General features: G+C 38.2%; 11 protein-coding genes and 4 pseudogenes. All 15 read right to left on the bottom strand.

Annotation, left to right across the window (positions count from 1 at the left end; all coding sequences use genetic code 11):
- Positions 1–32 precede the first annotated feature (32 nt).
- A complete protein-coding gene (locus tag JCM21531_RS11895) occupies positions 33–1,043 on the bottom strand; it encodes an AEC family transporter (protein ID WP_038290169.1) in 1,011 nt (336 codons plus the stop codon).
- Positions 1,044–1,295: 252 nt separating this feature from the next.
- Positions 1,296–3,877, bottom strand: a pseudogene (locus JCM21531_RS25115) (PEP/pyruvate-binding domain-containing protein).
- A gap of 302 nt (positions 3,878–4,179) precedes the next feature.
- A pseudogene (locus JCM21531_RS11885) lies at positions 4,180–6,445 on the bottom strand (glycoside hydrolase family 3 C-terminal domain-containing protein).
- 190 nt (positions 6,446–6,635) lie between these two features.
- A complete protein-coding gene (locus JCM21531_RS11880; RefSeq protein WP_038290168.1) occupies positions 6,636–9,791 on the bottom strand; it encodes a cellulose binding domain-containing protein in 3,156 nt (1,051 codons plus the stop codon).
- Between the two features lie 73 nt (positions 9,792–9,864).
- Positions 9,865–10,644 carry a copper amine oxidase N-terminal domain-containing protein gene (locus JCM21531_RS11875; protein ID WP_038290166.1) on the bottom strand — a complete coding sequence of 260 codons (780 nt, stop codon included), beginning with the start codon at positions 10,642–10,644 and terminating at the stop codon, positions 9,865–9,867.
- 344 nt (positions 10,645–10,988) lie between these two features.
- Positions 10,989–11,539 (bottom strand): annotated as a pseudogene (locus tag JCM21531_RS11870) (CDP-alcohol phosphatidyltransferase family protein).
- Positions 11,540–11,569: 30 nt separating this feature from the next.
- Positions 11,570–11,986: an acyl-CoA thioesterase gene (locus tag JCM21531_RS11865; protein ID WP_038290163.1), complete on the bottom strand. Its 417-nt coding sequence runs from the start codon at positions 11,984–11,986 to the stop codon at positions 11,570–11,572.
- A gap of 63 nt (positions 11,987–12,049) precedes the next feature.
- On the bottom strand, positions 12,050–13,024 hold the full coding sequence (gene pfkA / locus JCM21531_RS11860; protein ID WP_038290160.1) for a 6-phosphofructokinase: 975 nt from the start codon (positions 13,022–13,024) through the stop codon (positions 12,050–12,052).
- 81 nt (positions 13,025–13,105) lie between these two features.
- Complete coding sequence (locus JCM21531_RS11855; protein WP_038290182.1) at positions 13,106–13,303, bottom strand: hypothetical protein; 198 nt, start codon at positions 13,301–13,303, stop codon at positions 13,106–13,108.
- 22 nt (positions 13,304–13,325) lie between these two features.
- Entirely contained in the window at positions 13,326–13,559 is a 234-nt protein-coding gene (mtrB, locus tag JCM21531_RS11850; protein WP_038290157.1) for a trp RNA-binding attenuation protein MtrB, read from the bottom strand.
- A gap of 67 nt (positions 13,560–13,626) precedes the next feature.
- Positions 13,627–17,186 (bottom strand): annotated as a pseudogene (locus tag JCM21531_RS11845) (DNA polymerase III subunit alpha).
- Between the two features lie 309 nt (positions 17,187–17,495).
- A complete protein-coding gene (locus JCM21531_RS11840; protein ID WP_038290154.1) occupies positions 17,496–19,232 on the bottom strand; it encodes a phospho-sugar mutase in 1,737 nt (578 codons plus the stop codon).
- A 115-nt stretch (positions 19,233–19,347) separates the two neighbouring features.
- The gene (locus JCM21531_RS22085) at positions 19,348–20,844 is read right to left on the bottom strand and encodes a methyl-accepting chemotaxis protein (protein WP_243467603.1); all 1,497 of its coding nucleotides are present in this window, start codon (positions 20,842–20,844) and stop codon (positions 19,348–19,350) included.
- Positions 20,841–21,827, bottom strand: coding sequence for a cache domain-containing protein (locus JCM21531_RS22080; RefSeq protein WP_243467602.1), 987 nt, complete (start codon positions 21,825–21,827; stop codon positions 20,841–20,843). The genes JCM21531_RS22085 and JCM21531_RS22080 overlap by 4 nt, the downstream gene beginning before the upstream one ends.
- A gap of 407 nt (positions 21,828–22,234) precedes the next feature.
- Positions 22,235–22,885 carry a response regulator gene (locus JCM21531_RS11830; RefSeq protein WP_038290152.1) on the bottom strand — a complete coding sequence of 217 codons (651 nt, stop codon included), beginning with the start codon at positions 22,883–22,885 and terminating at the stop codon, positions 22,235–22,237.
- Positions 22,886–22,924: the final 39 nt, after the last annotated feature.

Below are 22,924 nucleotides of genomic sequence, written 5' to 3'. Positions count from 1 at the left end.
GTTTTTCTATGAAATTATAGGTTTACAATAATCTATCCAATCAAAGACAGCAAATAAACCACCAAGGGCATTGTTACAATTCCCAGTAATGTTGTAATAAATACGTTTTCAGTAGCTATTCTATAGTCTGAACCATACTGTTCCGCTAAAGCCGGAACAATTGTGCCGCATGGCATCGAAAGCTGTAGAATAATTACTGCTTTGACAAGGGGATCTACAAAATCTATAAATGAAAAGACAAATAAAGCAATGCATGGAATCAAAATAAGTTTAAACAAGGCCAGAATAAATATAGGGTACCTCTTTATTAAATCTTTTGCACTGCTGATTTTAGTCTCCGACAATATCAGACCGATAAAAAGCATTGATAAAGGAACTGTAGCTTCGCCTATCGGAATAAATGCATTGGATATAAAGCCGCCAATATCATAAATGTACGGAATACTGTCTATAATACCCTTAAAATTCGACTTTATCAGCATAATAACAAGACCTGCTGTAAAGGCTATGGTATTGGCATTTATGAGGTGCTTTAGATTCTCCTTCACACTCACCTTTTTATGCCTGTTAACGAGGAAAATTCCTAAAGTCCATAAAATAGCGTCATTTGCCAGATTGAAAAATACAGCATAAATTAAAATGCCGTCTCCGTAAAGCGATCTTAAAAGGGGAAAAGCCAGATAAATTACATTTCCAAACATAAAATGCATTTTATATACATTTTTCGTTGCCCCTTCAAGACCCAATATCTTACCGGTAAAATGTCCCAGAACAAAGGAAAACATAATAAATACCGCTCCCAACAGGAAAATAAACATTCCGTTTATCAGAATGTCTTTGGTAAAATTACGCCCTGCCAAAGTTGTAAAAATCAAGAGCGGTGCTGTAAGCTTTATTACTGTCCTTGAAAGCACTGTTCCCGAATTGTCGGGAAGATAACGGGTCTTGCCTGCAATAAATCCTATAAGTCCCATAATTACCAAAATAGAAATTTGATTGATTAAAATCTGTATTTGAGCTGTAAGGCTTTGAATTTCGATCATTTCTAAGACTCCTACAAAATATTATCAAACTGCATTGAGACACTCTTTAGACATATCTCCTATTTATCGACGTTTTTTAGCAGTTTGACCGACTGATATAATACCACATTAATGGGCGCTTTTCAACAATTATAACGCCTCGGTATAAAGAAAATTTTCGGTTACAAAAACTTTTCTCACCCATAAAAATTTAATGAAAAAAGCTCCCTAAGAATTATTCCAAGGGAACTTAAAATTGACATACCCGAAAAATTAAGAGCTTATACCGCAAATGACAGTTCTTTTCTTAAAATCAGCAAAAAGATTCAGTGATTTTGAAACATCAAATTCGTACACCTTGATAATATCTGCAAAGCTTTCGGCATCAGAGGCAATGTGCTGTAAAACCGAAACTTCATTTTTGAAAAATTCCTTATTAAATATTTCAGTACCGCTCTGTTCGGTGTCCATTGCTGCCACATAAAACATTTCCGTTTCAACTATATCTTGAAACATATGACTGCCGTAAGATAACTCAGGAACAAATCCGATTTCCGTATCTGCATATTCGCATAAAATTTTAAAATTGGATATATCCGAAAACACAACAGGGACACCCAAATCGGGGGATGATGTGCCGATTCGTCCCGGACTTACAAGCATCAACTTCTTATTCTTTCCCTCATAATATTTGTTAATCTTTGATACTATACTGCATATTGAACTTTTCTGATTATAAGCATAGCCATGATATTTTTTAGAATCAATCCACACAACTACATCAATATTTAGTTTTGCGGAATTTCCCATAAAGGTCTGATTGACCTTAAAAAAAATTTTATCCTCCTCAATGCTTGGAATATCCTGACTGGCAGCACTTTGCCATACGGACATAGGTCTGCACTGCAGAATATTTACGGTAAACGCACCGTCTTTTCTAAAATTAATTGTGTATTCCATGTCTACCGGATTTCCGTAATGCTCCTCAAGAGTAGAGAGGATGTCTTTCATCATCTTCATAAGTTCTTTTTTCTTTACAATCCCGTCACAGGAAACAAAAAGAACTTCCCTCCTCTGCCCCCTTTCAAAAAACATTCTCTCAGTATCATAATCATGCTCACATATAAGTCTCAAATACCAATCCGGGAGCTCCCGAATCAAATCATTTACAGACACATCTCTCATTTCATTTTTCTGCAGATCAATAACATCTACTTTTCGCTGCGAAAACGATGTTTATCTCTTGCTCTAATTAAAGTGGTACTTTCAGGGTTATCCAAATTTACCAATCTGGGATAATCGATACCCGTTCTGTCAACTGCCTTTGTCCCAAGGCCCGCAACCAAGCGTAACAGCCCTGCATCTGCACTTAGCTCATCACTCCAGCGGTACACACTGTAGGAAAACCCTACTCCCGCGGCACAAGGCATATAATATTTATCAAATTTTGTTCCGCTGACACGCTGCACCAAAATAGCCATTTGCTCGTCCATTTTATCCAATCCCCGTTGTCTGCGGTATTCCAAAGCAGACTTATCCATGGTACTTGCATATACCCTGCGCACTGCATTTTCAAATTGCAAAAGCCTTTCTTCCGGGCTGCATGCATTTACACAGAAAACCGACTCGTATTTTCCTGCAAAAGCATTTCCAAATCCGTCTTCAAGGAAACTACTTGAACGTACAATGATAGGAATTTGTCCGAAATAGTTCAGCATTCTTCTAAATTGGGCCCGAATCGATTCGGAGAATTTTCCGTTTAATATCGCATTTTTCAACTCCTCTGCCTTTTCAAAATAGTACTCGTTACTACGCTGTAAAATACGCAATTTCCAAAGTTTGTTTTCAACAATATATGAATAAAAAATATCCGTCCCAATATAATAAGAATCCTGAGGCTCCAAATACTTTACATACTGCGGCAAGTAGTTTGCAACCATTTTCCTTGCTAAAAGCATACCGCAAGCCTTTCCTCCAATTGTTCCCGTCCCGATCATTCTTTCTTTAATATAGAAGTAGTCCTCAGGACTGAATTCTTTTCTTATCAGATCAGCCATTTTATGATCGTGGGTCATCATACTACGGGTTATTTTGTTGAGAGTCCAGTCTGTAATTTCTCCCCTATAATAGGATTCCTTGGCCTCTCTGAAAAACCTGTCATAGCTGTCAATATTCTGCTCTGCATGCTTCATTTGTTCATTATGAATGAGGTTGTAATAATCAGCCAAGTCCACACTATTGGTTAGGGATTCCAACCGGTTATCGTCATTGAGCCTGTAAGGCAAATACATGTCAGGCAAATAGCGGTTCCATACTTTAATAGGATGTACAAATATATCTTTATCATCCGAATGCACATCAATAAATAATTGAGTAGTCTCCTGAATACGAGCAATTGTCGCAAAGTCGTGATGCCCTCTTAATACCGGGAACAATGCCACAGTATCAAGTTCAAACAAATAGGGGCAAGTCACACAAAAGAAATTTCCCATCATCAAATCTGTAGACCAGGCAACCTGCAGGTCAGAGAGAGAATCAAACACATAAAACGCTTCTGCACCTTCATTTTTGATTATATTATGAACTTCAACCGTAAAGGCCTCAAAGCCGCTATTGGCGTTTAGCTGATAGATTTTAAGACCTTCTGTATATTCCAATAAAGGTTCGTGGGTGGAAAATCGAATATAAATGATATTTCTTTTATCTTCTATAGATTGCTGTACAAAGGGACGTACGATTCTTTTAAAATCATTCAAGCAAGTTACTTGAATAACCACATTATCTCCAAGTCTCATGTTGTCAAGAACCTTATCCAAACTCGGTATACCTGATTTAACTCTCTCAAAAGCCGGCATATCTACCACCAATATAGTCTATTAACTATATTTGATCCTTTCTTCATAGAATATTATCAAACGGGCAAAAAGACTTAAAAAATAAGGTCATTATATGTTTCAATTATAACATTTTTTATAGATTTATTATAATATAATGCTAGGACTTAATACTAGCAAAATACACAAATAAAAATAAAAGCTCGGGATATCGAGTACCTTCGCTTTTGCCTCTTTCATTTCATTCCAAGAGGCCAAATAAAAAGAGTAATGCAAGCCGTGTCACCCACAACCGCATTACCCTTTATTTATGGCAAACCTACTCAATCTACGTTGTTTATCCTGCTAAGCAGCTCATCCAGCATCTCCTCGCTTACCCTTCCCTGTGTGAAAGTTGTAAGCGAATGTAAAGGCATATTCTTTATATGGGCAACCATCATATCATGAGTATTATTCATATCTATCTGCAAAGCATCCGTTATTCCCTTTAGTATTGGACTAAAAGCAGCAGCAGCCGTAGAATCGGACATCAAATCTTCAACTGTGGAGTTTTCATCGAATCTTTTTCTTATCTTCACTGTTGAATTTACCCTCACCGATTCTTTTAAAACTATATCCCTTGAAGACTTTCCGATCAATATCAAAAACTCTCCGCTCTCAACATGCCAATCCTTGATTTTTGTGTTGTAATATGCAAAAGCCCTCTTATCCAAAGTAAACGTAACAGTCTTTTCTTCACCCGGATTGAGAAAAACCTTCTCAAATCCCCTAAGCTCCTTCTCCGGTCTTTGAATGCTGCTTTTCACATCTTTTACATAAAGCTGCACTATTTCCTTTCCCGCCATTTTGCCTACATTCTTAACTTTAACGCTGACATTTATAACGTTGTTGTCGGAAATATCTTTTTTATCCACCGATATATCGCTGTATTCGAATTTAGTATAGCTTAGACCATGACCAAAGGGGAACAACGGCTCTATTCCCTTCGTATCATAATATCTGTATCCCACAAACAGACCTTCTTTATATTCCACCCTGTCATCTTCGCCAGGGAAATTCAAATAAGACGGATTGTGACTCAATTTTACCGGAAAGGTTTCGGCAAGTTTCCCCGACGGATTAACTTCACCGAATAATATATCTGCCAATGCACCACCTAATGCCTGACCTCCCAAATAAGCTTCAAGTACAGCTTTTACCTGGTCAATCCACGGCATTTCAACCGGTGAGCCGTTGAACAGTACCACAACAACATTGCTCTGGACTTTGGCCACCTCTTCTATCAGCCTGTTTTGATTTTCCGGCATACGCATGTGAGTTCGGTCAAACCCTTCAGATTCATATTCATCCGGAAGTCCCGCAAATATTACCGCAACATCCGAGCTTTGTGCCACTTTTCTAGCCTCGTTTATCAATTTTTCATCAATCTCGTCACATGCCAGACTGTATCCTTCCGAATAAACAATATTTGTCTCACTGCCTCCGGTCTTTTTTATCTCTTCATAAATATCATCAAATCTTGTCGGAGTAATATGAGAACTGCCCGCTCCCTGATATCTCGGTTTTTTCACAAAAGCTCCTATCAAAGCTATAGTTCCTGTCTTTTTAAGGGGAAGTATATCGTCCTCATTTTTAAGCAGCACCATCGACTCACCTGCAACCTGTCTTGCAAGTACGTGATGGGCATCTTTGTCATATTGCGCGTTTTCCTTTTTGCTTTCCAGAGCCATAAAAATTACTTTCAAAATTCTCTCAACCGCTCTGTCCAAAATATTCTCAGACAACTTTCCGCTTCTTACGGCTTCAACTATTTTTTTATCCCTAATACCAAAGCTTGAGGCATTTCCAGATCAAGTCCGGCATCCAGCCCATTAACTCTATCATTTACCGCACCCCAATCCGATACCACAAAACCTTCATGCATCCATTCATCTTTTAAAATATCCGTTAAAAGATATCTGTTTTCCGAGCAATATTCTCCGTTGAGCTTGTTGTATGCACACATAACAGTCCATGGCCGAGCTTTTTTTACAGCACTTTCAAAGCTTGCAAAATATATCTCCCTTAATGTTCTTTCATCCACAACCGCATCTACAGTCATTCTCCTGTATTCCTGATTGTTTGCGGCAAAATGCTTAAGAGAGGTTCCGACTCCCTGGCTTTGCACTCCCTTTATATGACTTGCGGCCATCTCCGACGAAAGGTAGGGATCCTCAGAAAAATATTCAAAATTTCTCCCGCATAAAGGTGAACGCTTTATATTTGCACCGGGCCCAAGCAGTATTGAGACATTTTCAGCCTGACATTCTTCACCCAACGCAGCACCTACCTTTTCAAGCAGTTCCCTGTCCCATGAACTCGCCAAACCTGCGGCAGACGGAAAGCAAGTTGCAGGAATGCTGTTGTTGATATCTGCCATATTTGCATCTTCTTTCATCTTTCTCAACCCATGGGTCCATCGGTCATCATTATTGACGGAATTCCCAGTCTTTCAACAGGCTTGGTACGCCAGGCGTCCAGTCCTGAACACAACCCAGCCTTTTCCTCCAGCGTCATTTGCTTAATTATTTTTTTGATGTCCCTAGTCATTTTTCTCCTCCTCTTATTGTACGTTTATATGTGCATATATCAGATATCAAATTGCTTCCGCAAATCAAACTAACAATATTTTATCACCAAACTTTATAGTCATATAACCAATAATAACTCCTTCTCCAGTAAAAGGGCTGGCCTCCGAAGACGAAAACCAACCCAAAATTACCTTGCAGTAGCATGTCCGTCAGTTTATATCAACTGACATTTTAACGTTTACCGTGATGTCATTAAAGTATTTATCCAAACTTCTTGACTGATTCTTTCCGTCTTTATCAATGTAATCTATGGTGTATATTATCTTGGAATCCGCTCCGTCAAATACTATTGTGCCCGGTTTCATGAATTTTACTTTTATTTTGAAACTGCCAATATCAAAGCTATAACCTTTACCTTTATACGTAAGCGGAATATTATTTATCGCACCGGTAATCTTTGTTCTGGTTACTCCGCCCACCGAAACACTTTGAGTGCTCATCCAATCAGGCACCTCAACCGGTAGTACTCCTGCCGGAAGAATTTCTTCGTACAATACATTGTCAAGTACGACATCATAGTTTATCTTCAGACATATATTGTCGAAAATATCCGCAAGTTCTATAAAATCATTTGCCCTGTAATAGTGCTTTCCTGTTGCCTCTATTGACTCAACTCCGCTTTCGGCCGCAATTTCCTCCATCACAGTGCCTATATTTTCATCGGAAAAGTCTATAAACTGAAGATTAATACCGGCTGAAGTAATCATTTTACCAATATCCTTTGCATAATCCGTTGAACTGTATGCTTCATTGTCAGGCTTTATGTGATCAGCTTTTCCGTTTCCTGTTTTCGGCTCATTCCCTACATTGTTCATTGCTGTCCAACGGTTCGGCACTGAGCCTGCCAGAACAACTATATACTTTGAAACCGGATCTTTCGAAGGCTTATTAAGAATATGATATGCCCTTCTCATAGCATCTCCCATATTGCTAAATCCCGAAGTTCCCGGTTCGATGGCATGAATTTTCTGTTTTAGAGTAACCGCATTGCCGCTCATGAATAAATCATACTGCTTAAAATCATTATCATTCGCAGAATCAGAATACTGAATAACGGATATTTTTGTTTTAGAACCTACGAACCTATCTATTAAGCTCTTTGCCACATCTTTTACCAATTTCAAATGACTGGTATTTTGCATATACTTTTCTTCAACAACGTTAAATTGCCCTTCTGTATGATTTACCTTAAGATCACTGGCAGTAAAATTAAGTTGGTTTCCTGCAATAGCTCCATTGATGGTATTGTTGTTACCCAAGAATAAAATCTTTCCCGAGTCGGGATTTGCAGGATTTCCCGGGGCGTATGCTATACCGTTTATAGTAGAGTTACTCGTCTGATATTCAATATTTCCGCCTATGGAGTAGACATACAGCTTGTCATTTGGTCCGCTGGGGTATAAATTTTCTCCTTGTATAATTATATTTCCGTCAGCAACAATAAATCCTTCACTGACGTTATTGGTGCTTCTCAACGATATAAGAACATTTCCTTTGAAATACATCGAAGAGTTTATAACAAGTGTGCCCATTCCAAATATTTCAAAGCGTCCGGCAAATATGTTATAAATTATAAAAATGTCTTCTTGTCCCGGCATCGGATAAGGGAAAAAACTAGGAGGATAATCTTCGGGTCTGAAAACCATAAAATCTTCCGCTGCATCATTAATCAGTTCATTGTGAAAATACGGCATCTCTATCGGAGTAGTGATATTTTTAAGTGTTTTTATATCTACATTTTTACTTACAATATTAAAGCTGGCAGCCGAACAAGTTTGGGAAATCTGTATTGAATCGGCTGTAGATGTAAACAAACTGTTTGTATGTACACTTCCGTTAATGGAAGCACTTTTTCCCTGTATGGTCAAATCACGGTTTGAGTATATTCCAAAGTCCAACGGTGATAAAATATCCTTCACATAGGAATTTAATGCCCCTGAGTTATCCAATACAAGGACTACTTCTTTCTTAGTGTCTATTGAACCCTCTAAAGCAATCTCTCCGCTTTGGGACAATGATATATCAGCTTCTTTTCCAAGTTCTATTTCATACACTGAATTCCTTGAAGCAGTAACGCTGGCTACCAAAGCATCCTCCTTCGGTGCAGGTGGCCCTGGAGGCAATGGAGAAGTAATTTTTTCAATATGAACATTATCCAGAATGATGTCATGAGCCTTATTTGCTATTGCGCCGATTTTCCCCATCTCGAAAACAATCGCAACACTTGTACCTTCTGAACTGTTTAACGTAAATTCACAGGTATAAGTTTTCATATGGGAATCAATCTTTATTATCTTGCCGTAATATTCAATCAGACTGCTTGTGGCATCCTGCAGAGATACTATTATATCCCTCGGCATTGTAGACTTTGCATCAAAAGTAAGCCTATAGGTTTTGGAATTTTCAAGTACAATTCCTGCATGCTTCAATTGAATCGCCCAATAATTTGCCCCGACATTTTCGATAGCTGTTTTCGACATTTTATTTCCGGACGGTTCAGAATAAACAGCATTGCTGGCATTTGCACCGGATACACTGTCACAATAAAAGCTCCAAAGTATCGTTCCGGCCTCAAAATCTCCGTTAGGAACCGCTTGGTTCATCCAATCTGCAGGAGTCTCAAGTCCTGAAGGTGTAGGGATAACTTCAGGAGTAGGAGTAGCTGAAGATGTTACGGTAGGTATCGGACTCATTTGCGGAGTCGGTGTCGCCAAAGAAGGAGTGGGCGTAAGCATTACCGGTTCCGTTCCACTGAAAAGAACCCCGTTCAAATAACCTGTAACCTTGTCCCATGCTGCAAAATCTGTGTTTGTCTGACAGAAGGAATAATCGTTGGTCTGAGTAAAATCCTGGCTATAATTGCTTTGATAGGCTCTTGCTTTTACTAATACCGATGTATTTGGTGCTAGACTTCCGGCTTGGGCATTAAATCCCAATTCTATATATTTGTTTGCTCCGGAAGTATTTATATCTTTTATGGTATATGTTATGCAAGTATTAATTACATTTCCACTATTTGCGGCATGGTCGATGAAAACAGTAATAGGAGAAACACCGTCATCGGTAAAATAATACCTAAGCTTAATGTCGGAAAGTTCAACTGCAGAAGCTCCGTTGTTGATAACCTTGAAATTTAAATTCATAGAACCGACATTTGCACCCAAATTTCCATTAAAAAATTCTACACTGATACCTTCAGAACTCGCATAGACACTCAAACCGATGACAGCAGCCGATATGATTTGGACCAACAGACAAACTGTAAGAAATAATGTACTTTGCTTATATAATGATTTTTTTAACATGCTACATTTATCCCCCTTCATTTTTGCGTTGATAAGTACGAAGAAATTTTATGTCGATTATATCAATGCCCGATTACAAATTATACTGCGAGACTTTAACCGGCTTGTTGGAGTCGCCAAATGTCTTTACAAGGATAGTCTTAGGATTAAAAGAAGAACGCAGATAAATTTGTGCTTCGTATAAATTCATTTCGCCGTCTTTGCCTGTTATTTCAGCTATACCGCTCACATAATTTCTCGAATCGTCATACAACTCTATCATCAAAATTTTGCTTTCCACATTTACCTTTCCATAAACCGTCAGAATTTTTCCCTCTTCTTTGCTTTCCCATCTGTCCACACTAAACTCCAATTCTCTGAAATATGATATCTCCCCCAAATCCCGCACCTGGTCAACATAAGAAATATAAACCGCTCTTTTGGCACCATCCCATGAAACATCCGCTCCCGCATTCTCGCTTACGAACCTTAATGGGACAAAAGTCCTTCCTTCCACAATTTCGGCCTCAGCATCAAGATTTACTTTGTAACCGTTGACATAAGCAAAAGCTTTTCCGATTTCAATATAAATCTGTGTGGTATCATTAGTTGCCATAATGGTGCGGTTTACTCCGTTCCAACTTATATCCACACCCAGAGCTTCGAAAATAGCCCTGAAAGGCACCATCGTTCTTCCATTTTTTATGTACGGGGATACATCAAACTCAATTTCAAGACCATTTAAAAATACCTTTATTTCATCTGCTGCCAAAGAGCTGTTTTGCGCAGCAAATGATAAATTTCCTGTGATATTAAATACAATCAAAGTACAAAATATCATCAGATATGAAAAAAACACACTTATTTTTTTCATAAGTATCCTCCTCCACCTCACATATTTGAAATTATTACATACATTAAAATTTTAGAATCTGTCGTAAACTTTAAAGAATCTGTTTTTAAATTATTGAAAGAAATAACTCGGAAATGAAAAATTATGTAGGCCGTGTTGAAGATTTCTATCTAACAATACTTAATTATAATATAAAGTTACATTTTCCCTCATATAATAATTATATAACGAATTTGGTGTTTGAGTCAACTTTATACCACACTTTGTAATTATATTGACATATTTTCCCCAGGTAAAGTTTATGCAGGATTGTACAATTATACCATCAATAGTATAATCAATGGTATAATTATAAACATAATCTATTACTTTAATTGCTTTGATTTCGTTGTGAGTTTCTTAAATTCAATTGTATACATAAAAAAAGCAAACAGTGTAGAAACAACTGCGATTATGACAGCAATATTAACCATGACATCAGTATAAGAATTCACAAGTCTTCCTGACCTTATAAATATAGTTAATACTATCGCCAGAAAAAAAACAACTGTAGAAAACTTGCCGTACCAGTCAGCCTGCACAACAAAATTAACCTTCTTATATATTAAAATACTACCGATGACCATAAACGACTCTTTTGCAACAACAATTATCAAAACCGGTAACGGTATAATCTCCTGTATAGTAAGGATAGTCAGTGCAGTTAACTGCATCATTTGTCAGCTAACGGATCCGCAAGCTTTCCAAATGACGTTATCATATTGAATTTTCTTGCAATTACCCCATCCAAAACATCGGTAATTCCCGCTAGAAGAAATAAAACTACAGCAACAGTATACTGCTCATTATACAGGTAATAAGCAAAGAAAGGAACAAAAACAAACCTTATTGCAGTTAATATATTTGGAATATTCACCCATCCACCACCTTAAAATAATTATACAATCTACAAAACAGCTTTGCTTAACAACTCAAAGATATCCGGCGCATGTTTTTTAATATTTACGGGCTTAAGATTCCTGTTTGTCCATGCATGCACTGTTTCTCCTGTGGTTATCAGAGAATTATCAGAACATTTGTAAACCTCATAGTAAAACGTTATTTTCGAATAGGATATTTGCTTAACACAAGTTTTTACAATGAGCCTGTCTTCATATCTTGCCGCGCCTTTATATCTGCATGCAAGCTCAATCAGAGGAAGCATAAACCCTCTCTCTTCAATTCCCGAATAGGACATCCCCATACTCTTTATAAATTCTGTTCGCGCCGCCTCAAACCAGATAGGATAGTTTGAATGATGAACTATTCCCATCTGATCTGTTTCAGCATATCTAACTATAATCTCTGTTTCCGATATAATCAATGCTTATTCACCTTACCATGATATGTGGTCTTTTTACATAATGGAAAATCAATTAATATATATCTATAACGATAATATTCTGCTTAGCTGAATCAAATCTTCAGAAATAGTTTTCTTTGCTTCCAAAGCTTCATCCAAATCCATGTCACCCAACTGGTTGTCCTTAAATACTATTATCCTGTTGCGCTTGTTTTCCCTAAGAACTTCAATAGCTTTTGCCCCCATCTGGCTTGCCATTACCCTGTCATATACAGTGGGACTGCCCCCTCTTTGAATATGTCCCAATATGGTAGCCCTAGCTTCAATGCCTGTCTTTTCGGTAATTTCCTTTGCTATCTCGATGGCTTTACCTTCCACTCCTTCGGCAACTATAACAAGGTAGTGCTTTTTGCCTCTGTTTCTTCCTTCAATTATAGGCTTTATGATATCGGTATCCATATCATAAGGCTTTTCAGGAAGAACAACAGCCTCAGCACCTCCGGAAATACCCACATTTACGGCAATATATCCGGCATGCCTGCCCATAACTTCCAGCACACTGCATCTCTCATGGGAATATGCAGTATCTCTTATTTTGTCTATTGCATCCTGAACAGTGTTCATCGCAGTATCATAGCCTATGGTATAATCGGTACAACCAATGTCATTATCAATTGTTCCCGGTATTCCTATGACATTAAGCCCTAACTTGCTAATATCCCTGGCTCCTCTGTAGGACCCGTCTCCGCCTATTACTACGAGAGCATCAATACCAAACACTTTTGCCATGGACATGGCTTTTTTAAGTCCTTCCTCCGTCTTAAACTGAGGAGACCTGGCTGTCTGGAGTATAGTACCTCCCCTGTGAATTATATCACCTACCGACCTTGCGGTCAGTTCCTCTATATCTCCATTAATTAGGCCGTTATAGCCTTTTCTAATTCCCAAAACCTTAAAACCATAATAAAGGCCTGTCCTAACAACCGCCCTTATGGCCGCATTCATTCCGGGAGCATCTCCCCCGCTTGTTAATACACCTATAGTTCTTACAGTACTCATCTCCGCTAACCTCCTATAATATTAAACCCGTGTTTCAAGAGGCTAAACACGGGATAATAAAAAAACTATATTAACTTTAATTCAATATCCCTTTTCAATAATAACACTATGGGCCTCTTCCACTTCGGCTTCAGGGACTAAGACTTCATAATAATTGTCATTATTTTCGTGATTTTTGCTTATAGGTCTTAATTTAACCAGAATACCTTCGCTCGTCAATAGTTCCTGCATAGTAGTGGCGATCTCTTTGCTTTGAGCCATATACACCACTGTCCACATATAAAACACGCCCCTTTTTACGTTATTCACCGGAATAAACTTCTCCATGCCTGCATATTATTCTAGCTTTTCCTCTGATTTTTATCGCAGAAGTATTATCGGTAAACTGGGCAATAAGAACTTCACCCTTATCCAGTTTCTCGGTATGGTGGAACTTTGTATCTTTACCTCTGGTAAGGCCAATAATATTCACACCATTTTCTTCAGCCTTTATTACAACATAATCCCCATATATTTTTTCCATATCCCAATCCAAACAGAACCACCTCGACATAACTATATATTAATTTTCACCAAAAATCAATATGAATTTTAGGTAAAGCTTATGAGACTTTGACATTTTCCTCTCCTATCAGCAATTTCAGCTCATTAATTACGGTATCGTTAAGGCTCACCCAACAATCCCTTTCCAAAACTCTAAGCTTTTTTTGATTTTCATTGTACAGACATACAGGAGTATTTCCTCCAAAGAATTTCAACATACACAATATGGATTCCATCAGTTCGTTGTCCATGTTTTCTTCCACTCTCAAATAAAGCTTTTCCAATCTCTTCTTTGCCGGACTTGAGTTATCGCCTTTTCTTAACGGTCTTACTTCCTCGCATATTATTTTAGGCTGTTCCTCTTCTTTTATACTTATGCTTCCCCTTATCAATACAATGTTTTCCACTTCTATAAGTTTTGAAAACCTTTCCAAAACAGCGGGGAAAACTATTATCTCCATTGTTCCATATAAATCCTCCAGCGTTAGAAAAGCCATCAAATTATTATTCTTCGTACTTTTTGTTTTCTTAGCAGTAATTATTCCCCCAACCGTCACAAACATACCATCTTTTAAATCTTTTGCTCCATCCACAGTTATTGCTTCATTGGTTTCCTCCGAATGCGACATCATATCCTTGCTGTACAACGTGACTATTTCACCAATTTCCTGCTCAAATTCGCTTAAAGGATGCCCGGATATATAAAGTCCCAGCATTTCCTTTTCCATTGACAGAAGAATCTTTGCCGAATACTCATCCATATCGGGATAAATATCTTCGTCTTCAGGATAAATCGGACGCTTTTCTCCCGTTTTCGCATCATTATCGTTTGATGCCATATCAAATATAGAAAGCTGCCCTTCCATACTCTTTTTTCTTAAATTTGCTATTCCTTCCATCATTTTTTCATACACCGCCATAAGCTTTGAACGATATACTCCCAGTGAATCAAAGGCTCCGCTTTTTATGAGGCTCTCAATACATCTCTTGTTTACATCTTTTCCATCAACTCTCTCCAAAAAGTCTCTGAAACTCTTAAAATTTCCGTTTCCGTTTCTTTCATCAATAATTGTTCTAACGGCATTTTCACCGACATTCTTAACCGCTGCAAGTCCAAACCTTATTTTCCCGTTCACAACAGTAAATCTGACATCGCTTTCGTTTATATCCGGAGGAAGCACCTCAATATCCAACTTACGGCACTCGTGTACATACTGAGATATTTTATCGCTGCTTCCCATAAAGCTGTTTAACAGGGCTGCAATAAATTCCACAGGGTAATAACATTTGAGCCACGCAGTCTGATAAGCTATAACTGCATAAGCAGCAGCATGGGACTTATTGAATGCATAGCTTGCAAAATCCATCATCTCATCAAATATTTTATTGGCGGTTACCTCATCTACACCGTTTCTAATAGCTCCCTTTACTATAATATTTCCATTATCGTCATCTATTCCATAAATAAAATTTTTTCTTTCCTGTTCCATTACACTGACCTTTTTCTTGGCCATTGCACGTCTCACCAAATCGGACCTTCCCATTGAGTACCCTGCAAGGTCACGGACTATCTGCATTACCTGCTCCTGATAAACCATACAACCATAAGTCACGTTCAGTATGTTTTCCAATAGAGGATGGTCATACTTTACAAGTCCGGGATTGTTTTTGTTTTTGATATACCTTGGAATCTGATCCATTGGCCCCGGCCGATACAAAGATATACCGGCTATTATATCTTCCAAAGATGCAGGCTGAAGCTCTTTCATAAACTGAGTCATACCTGCGCTTTCCAACTGAAACACTCCCGCTGTCCGCCCTTCCCCTATGAGCTTGAATACATTCGGGTCATCCATTTTGAGCTCATTAATACTTATATCCTTATTGTGATTCTTATTTATAAGGGCTACCGCATCCCTTATTACCGTAAGAGTCCTAAGCCCCAAAAAGTCCATTTTGAGAAGCCCAAGCTCCTCTAAAAGTCCCATGGTAAACTGCGTCGTTATGCTGTCCTCACTCTTTTGAAGGGGAACATATTCTGTTAAAGGCTCCTTGGAAATAACCACCCCTGCGGCATGAGTCGACGCATGTCTCGGCATGCCTTCAAGAAGCTTTGCAGTATCAATCAGCTCCCTTACCCTTTCATCCTCATTATACCTCTGACGAAGCTCGGGATTTAGCTCCATAGCCTTTTCTATATTCATACCAATCTGAAAAGGAATCATCTTTGCAATAACATCAACATCCCCATAGGGTATGTCCAGGGCTCTTCCCACATCCCTTATAGCAGCCCTTGCAGCCATGGTTCCAAAGGTAATAATCTGGGCAACACGGTCCTTGCCGTACTTTTGGACAACATAATCTATAACTTCCTGTCTTCTTTCGAAACAAAAGTCTATGTCAATATCGGGCATGCTTATTCTCTCAGGATTTAGAAACCTCTCAAAAAGAAGGTTGTACTTTATGGGATCAATATTGGTAATTCCAAGGCAATAGGCTACAAGGCTTCCCGCAGCAGAACCCCTTCCGGTCCCACCATTATTCCTTTTTCCTTTGCATATCTGATAAAATCTCCTACAATGAGGAAATAATCCACATAGCCCATTTGCTTAATTACCGAAAGCTCATATTCCAGCCTGTTTATCTTCTCTTCATCCCTGTCTTCTTTGCCGTAAATCCTTTCAAATCCCTGATAGCAAAGAGATTTCAGATATTCGTACGGTTCTTTCCGGTCCGGCACATCAAATTTGGGCAAGTGCAACTTGTTAAATTCCATCTCCACATTGCACATATCCGCAATTCTAACGGTATTGGAAATTGCTTCGGGAATGTTTCCAAAAAGACTAATCATTTCTTCGGGAGACTTTACATAAAAATCGTCCGTGGAAAACATCATTCTATCTTCATCATTTATACTCTTTCCTGTTTGTATGCAAAGAAGGATTTCATGGGCACGCGCATCCTCTCTTCTGAGATAATGGGCGTCATTGGTTGCAACAAGGGGTATTCCCGTTTCTCTGCTAAGCTTTATCATCTGTTGGTTGACTATGTTCTGCTCCTCGATACCGTTTATCTGAAGCTCAAGATAAAAATTGTCCTGCCCGAAAATGCTGTTAAGCCTGAGCGCAAGCTCTTTTGCCTTTTCATAATTGTTGTTTAAAATCGCTTTGGGTATATCTCCCGAAAGGCAGGCACTTGTGGCAATCAAACCTTCACTGTATCTTTCGAGGACTTCCATGTCGACCCTCGGCTTATAGTAAAAGCCTTCGGTAAATCCTATGGACACAATTTTCATCAAATTCTTGTATCCGGTATTGTTTTTTGCCAAAAGCACCATATGACCGGGATCAGCATCCCAGCCTCCCTGCTTGTCAAATCTTGACCTCTTGGCAGTATATATTTCACACCCCAGGATGGGCTTTATTCCATTATTGACAGCTTCTTTGTAAAAATCAACAACTCCATACATTACACCATGGTCAGTTATTGCAATACTGTCCATTCCCAGCTCTTTTGTACGTTTTACAAGATCCTTTATCCTGTTTGCTCCGTCAAGAAGACTGTACTCTGTATGGACATGAAGGTGCACAAACTTCTGCAAACCTATCACCCTTCTCATCTTTAGCTTTCGGCATATTATAACATTTCAGTTCAAAATATATAATCAAAAAATATTTATTGCCTCGTTATAAAAATATTTTCATGAATGTTCATGAACTTATGCCTTAAAACACAGTATAAACTTCACACATATATACATACATATATATTAATTATTATAGCACACAATAAAACAAGCTGCACAAATCACTTCTAAAAATAATAAATTGGAAGATTTAAAACAAAGAATGTGCATACAACACTATAAATCAAAGGGTGATGCATGCACATATCTTAATCGTGTCAAAATACAAGATATATTTTACAATCAGTCTTTAAGAAGCGGTTCTATCACTGACAGTACATTATCCTGTAAATGTTTGAGTTTTTCCTTTGCAGCACTCATACTGCTTTCTGTAACGCCATAATAAATCTTTATTTTCGGTTCGGTGCCGGAAGGTCTTATACAGAACCATGCTTTATCCCTAAGCTCATAATACAACACATCCGACTGAACAAGAGTCAGTTTCTCCTTTGCCCCCGTTGCGACCTCAAAACGTTCACTTGACAAATAGTCTCTCACTGCAACAGCCTCATATTCTCCAAACTTCACAACCTTGTTTTCTCTAAGGCTTTTCAATGCCGACTTGATTTTTTCCACTCCGTCTTTTCCCTTAAGGGTAAATGAAGTAATTCCTTCAAGGGTATATCCGTACTTGTCAAGTATCTCTATCAAACCCTCATAAAGAGTCAAACCTCTTGACTTGTAATAAGCAGCCATTTCGGCAATAAGCATGGATGCAACAACAGCATCCTTATCTCTTGCAAAGGTTCCTGCAAGGTATCCATAGCTTTCTTCAAAACCAAAGAGATACTTCTTGTCTCCAAATTCATCCAATTGCTTGATTTTTTCACCTATGAACTTGAATCCTGTCAAAACTTCCACAAGCTCAACATTGTAAGCCTCTGCAATAGCTCTGGCAAGCTCTGTTGTAACTATTGTCTTAACGACAAAACCATTGGCAGGGAGCTCTCCTCTTTGCTTCTTTTGAGACAGGATATACTCAAGCAGCAAGCAACCGGTCTGATTACCGGTGAGAGCTACATATTCGCCTTCTTTGTTCCTTACAACAACCCCTACCCTGTCGCAGTCAGGGTCAGTGCCTATAATAAGGTCCACATCTTCCTTTTCTGCCAGCTCAATAGCAAGCTTGAATGCTTCCCTTTCCTCCGGATTGGGTGACTTTACTGTGGAGAACTCGCTGTCCGGCAGCTCTTGCTCTTTAACCACAAGTACATTTTTAAATCCCATTTCGTCAAGTATTCTTCTAACAGGCTTGTTGCCGGCACCATGCAAAGGTGTGTATACGATTTTGAAAGTACTTCCTATTTCTTTAGCCGTCTCGGGGTTTACAGAAAGAGTTTTTAATTTTGAAATATATACATCATCAATTTCCTTGCCTATTATCTTAAGTAAACCCTTCTCTATTGCTTCTTCCTTTTCCATAATCTTAATCTTCGTTATATCCTCAATTTTATTTATGTATGATATAACTTTGTTTGAAGCCTCAACAGGAAGCTGTCCCCCATCTTCGCCATATACTTTGTAACCATTGTACTCTTTAGGGTTATGACTTGCCGTAACAACTACACCGGCAGCAGCATTCAAATGCCTAACTGCAAAAGAAAGCTCCGGTGTTGGCCTTAATTCGTCAAAAAGAAACGCTTTAATGCCGTTTCCGGCAAAAACCTTTGCCGCTTCCAAAGCAAATTCCGGGGATTTGTAACGGGAATCGTAAGCAATTGCTATTCCCCTGTCCTGCATTCCCATGCTGTTTATATAATCCGCAAGTCCTTGGGAAGCTTTTCTGACGGTATAAATATTCATTCTGTTGGTTCCGGCACCTATAATTCCTCTAAGCCCACCGGTACCGAATTCCAAATCTGTATAGAATCTCTCCTCTATTTCCTTCGGATTATCTTTAATACTTAAAAGCTCTTCTTTGGTCTCTGTATCAAAGTAATCATTTTCTACCCAAAATTTATAAAGTGTGCTACTTCGCATATATTTCTCTCCCTCTATATAAAATTAATTCAAAACTAACTCCACAAATGCTTTTTCTCCTTCCCTAGTATACCACATTTTATCCATATTACAATATAAATATTGTGCATCTTTTTTATATTTTAAATATATTAATGGTCTGTTCAAGCCTTGTAGATAACGTACTCAAATCTTCGGAGAGGGAAAGAAGATGCTTTATCAAATCCACCTGTTCGTCCATAGCGGCTGAAATATTCTGAATCTCCCTGATATTGTTTTTGGTACTGTCATTCAGCTTTTCCATGGACTTAATAATATTGCACCGGGCATCTTCTATATGCTGCACATAATCAGTAATACTGGTAATTGCACTGAATATGTTATCCATAAAGCCTACAATGCTGTCAAGCTTATCTATTGTTTCTGCAACAGCATGGTCATGCCCGCTGATTACCTCATTGGAAGATCTAACAGCTTCATTGGTCTTCTCAATAGATTTACCTATATTTTTTAGTTTGGATTCAATATAATTTGCAGACACTCTCGACTGGTCGGCAAGTTTCTTAATCTCAGACGCAACTACACTAAAGCTCTTTCCCGCTTCTCCCGCCCTTGCCGCCTCGATAGTCGCATTCAGCGCCAAGAGATTGGTTTGACTGGAAATGCCTTTAATGGTTGAAGTTATCTTTGAAATCTCTGCCGACTCTCTTCTAAGACTGCCAATAAGCTCGGAGAATTCTTCTATAGTCTTTTTAACTTCATCTGCATTGGTTTTTAGTGTATTGACGGTATCTTTGCCGTCTTCGCTCAGTCTCTTTGCTCCGGTAACAATATTGCTGACATTTTTGAAATCATCGATAATTACTTGAATCTGTTCCGACAATTCATTTACTATAACATCATTGTTCATTATTTCTTGTGACTGGGAGTTGATTTCATCTTTCATTTCGTCAAGCATAGCCGAAAACTCCTCGATGGATGAATAGTTCTGCTGACAGGTTGCGGATACCGTCTGAGATGATTCAACCGCTATGTTGGAGGCATTTTTTATGCTTCCGATAAGCTTTTTCAAATTTTCCGCCATATCCATAAAGTTTACTCCCAGACTTCCTATCTCATCCTTTCTTCCGGTATCACAGTTTACTTCAAGATCTCCTTCTTTTATTTTATTCATTAATTTTATCAACTTCCCAATACCCAAAGAAATATCTCCTGTAATCAGTACCGAAAAAATTATACCTATAATAATGCATACAAAACCGATAAGTATTATAAACCCGGCTACGGAGTTTACATCCCGGGTTATGTTTTCCAGAGGCGTTATAGACACCAAAGTCCATTCCAAAGGTGTATTCTTGATTTCTCTTATAGTGTAAAAAGTAACCATCATTTTCTTACCGTTGATTGTAATATTGTCCTCAATAATACCTCCAAAGGCCGTGACCTGTCTATTTTTCATCTGAATCTCATTTATGCTTTCCTTCACCTTTTCAAGGACCCGAAGATTTATATAGCTATCCCTTTCCCGAAGCCCTTTGAGGGTTTTTTCATCAAGCTCCACCCCTGTATCAGTTTTATACAACAGCTCTTTCACTTCAGTATCTTGTAGAGAAAGCAGATCTGTCTTCTTCAATAATTCAGCCTGGTTTTGCCATCGTTGTTTACATAACTGAGATCTTCAATCAAAAGCCCATTATCCTTGATATCTTGAGGATTAAATATCATGTTATCTTTACTGCCCACTAAAAAAAAGTATCCACTATGAGGAATCTGAACGTCCTTCAGCATACGTTCCATAGCATCTTCCCTGATGTTTATTTGAAGGACTCCAACGCTTTTCAAATTTGTTGCCGTATAAACCGACTTCATAAGAGCAATCGTTGTGTTTCCGCCCTTTCTCCTCAAAAACCCAATATCACTGATATATGTATCAATCCATAATGAATTTACACCGCTTTGTGCAAACTCCCGAGCCGTTATGGAATCGCGATAATCAAATCTTAATTCTTCAAAAGTTCCTTCTCCTCCAAGAATTCCATAGCCGGTGTTGGAAACCAAAGTCAGATTGGCAAGTGTATCAACCCTGTAGCTGTAATATGCATTGAGATAGGGTTTAATAATACTGGCCCATCGGGCACGCATATGCTCATCGTCTGTGTTGTTGATTTCCTCTACGGCAGGAGCAATTGTAATGTCCCTGGTAATAGACATGGCCAAATTGTCAATTTCCTCAAGCACAATCTTTATATTGTTTCCCGTTTGCTCCATTAGTCCTAAAGTACTCTCTTTAGCCTGTTCTATCATGTTATTTGACAGAGTAACAAGAGCATATCCCAAAACCACCGACAAGAGAACAATTGTTATAACAAAGGAAAGGTTTATTTTTAGCCCTATTTTTATTTTATTCATTTGTGACAGCCGAAGCAGTTTTTCAAACCAGTTTTTGTCATTAACCGGATAAGGATTGTGGATTTTTTCCTTTCTCATATTGCTCTCTACACTTTTCATCGATTTCCTTTTTAACTTCCACTTTAATTTAGATTCGGTTAACTGTTTAACTTTCGCCATTGCTTTGGAAATTACGGCTTTTACTCTGCCAAAAGAACCAACCGCCATAGTTTACCACCTCTGTATGCTTATTTGGAGAAGTTAAGCAAAAAGATTACATAAGTAAGTTGGAAGCTATATAAGAATTGTATTGAAATACAGTAACTTTGCAACAAATATAGAAATTTCAAATAATATAGATGATACATGCAAACACATTTTAGTATACATAATCACATTCGGGTATTAAATATGTAGAGTAAATTACAATATTTATTATTATGATTTATCGTGCTAAAGTTTTATGGACTTTATAGGAAATTTCACTTATTTAAAAAGCCTAAATTAAGTAAAAAATTACTCTTATAAACAAAATAGGAAACAAGTATTGCAGCATTGTAACATACTTATTTCCCCGGTTATTTGTATAAATGAATTTAAAATCTTGGACAAAGTTTAAGGCAGGATTCCAAAAGCTAATTTGTAATATTGTGCTTAAAGGCATATATAGCAGCCTGTGTCCTATCAGATACATTGAGCTTTTTGAATATATTTGAAACATGATTTTTGACCGTTTTCTCGCTAATGAAAAGGCGTTTTGCTATCTCCTTGTTGATAAGGCCTTCAGCTATCAGCTCCAATACCTCGCGTTCCCTTGGCGTTAAATTGTTTTCCGGCTTTTTACCTTTTTCATTTACCGTTACCCGGTTAAACTCGTTGACAAGCTCTTTTGTCATGTTCGACTGGATATAAGACTCTCCTTTGTTTACACTTCGTATGGCCTCAACCAGCACCGTAGAATCCGCATCTTTCAGTACATATCCTTCTGCTCCCATCTGGAGGGTCTTAAACAAATATTCTTTATCTTCGTGAATGGTAAGTACTATTATTTTGGCAGCAAGATTTTCAGCCTTCATTTTCTCAATTGCCTGCAAACCATTCATACCCGGCATATTAATATCCATAAGAATAACATCCGGCTGATATTCCTTCGTCAATTTTACGGCTTCCTCGCCGTTTGACGCCTGCGCCACTACAACAATATCCTTTTCAAGCTCCAGTATTTGCTTAAGCCCTTCCCTTACCATAGCATGGTCATCTGCGATTACAACCTGTATCTTATCCATCTGAGACCCCCTCTTCCGGTATTAATGGTACAGTTATAT

This window comes from Acetivibrio straminisolvens JCM 21531 (assembly GCF_000521465.1).
In the GTDB taxonomy this organism is placed as follows: domain Bacteria; phylum Bacillota; class Clostridia; order Acetivibrionales; family Acetivibrionaceae; genus Hungateiclostridium; species Hungateiclostridium straminisolvens.
The sequence above is the reverse complement of the archived record's forward strand: the minus strand, read 5'-3'. Positions and strand labels throughout refer to the sequence as shown.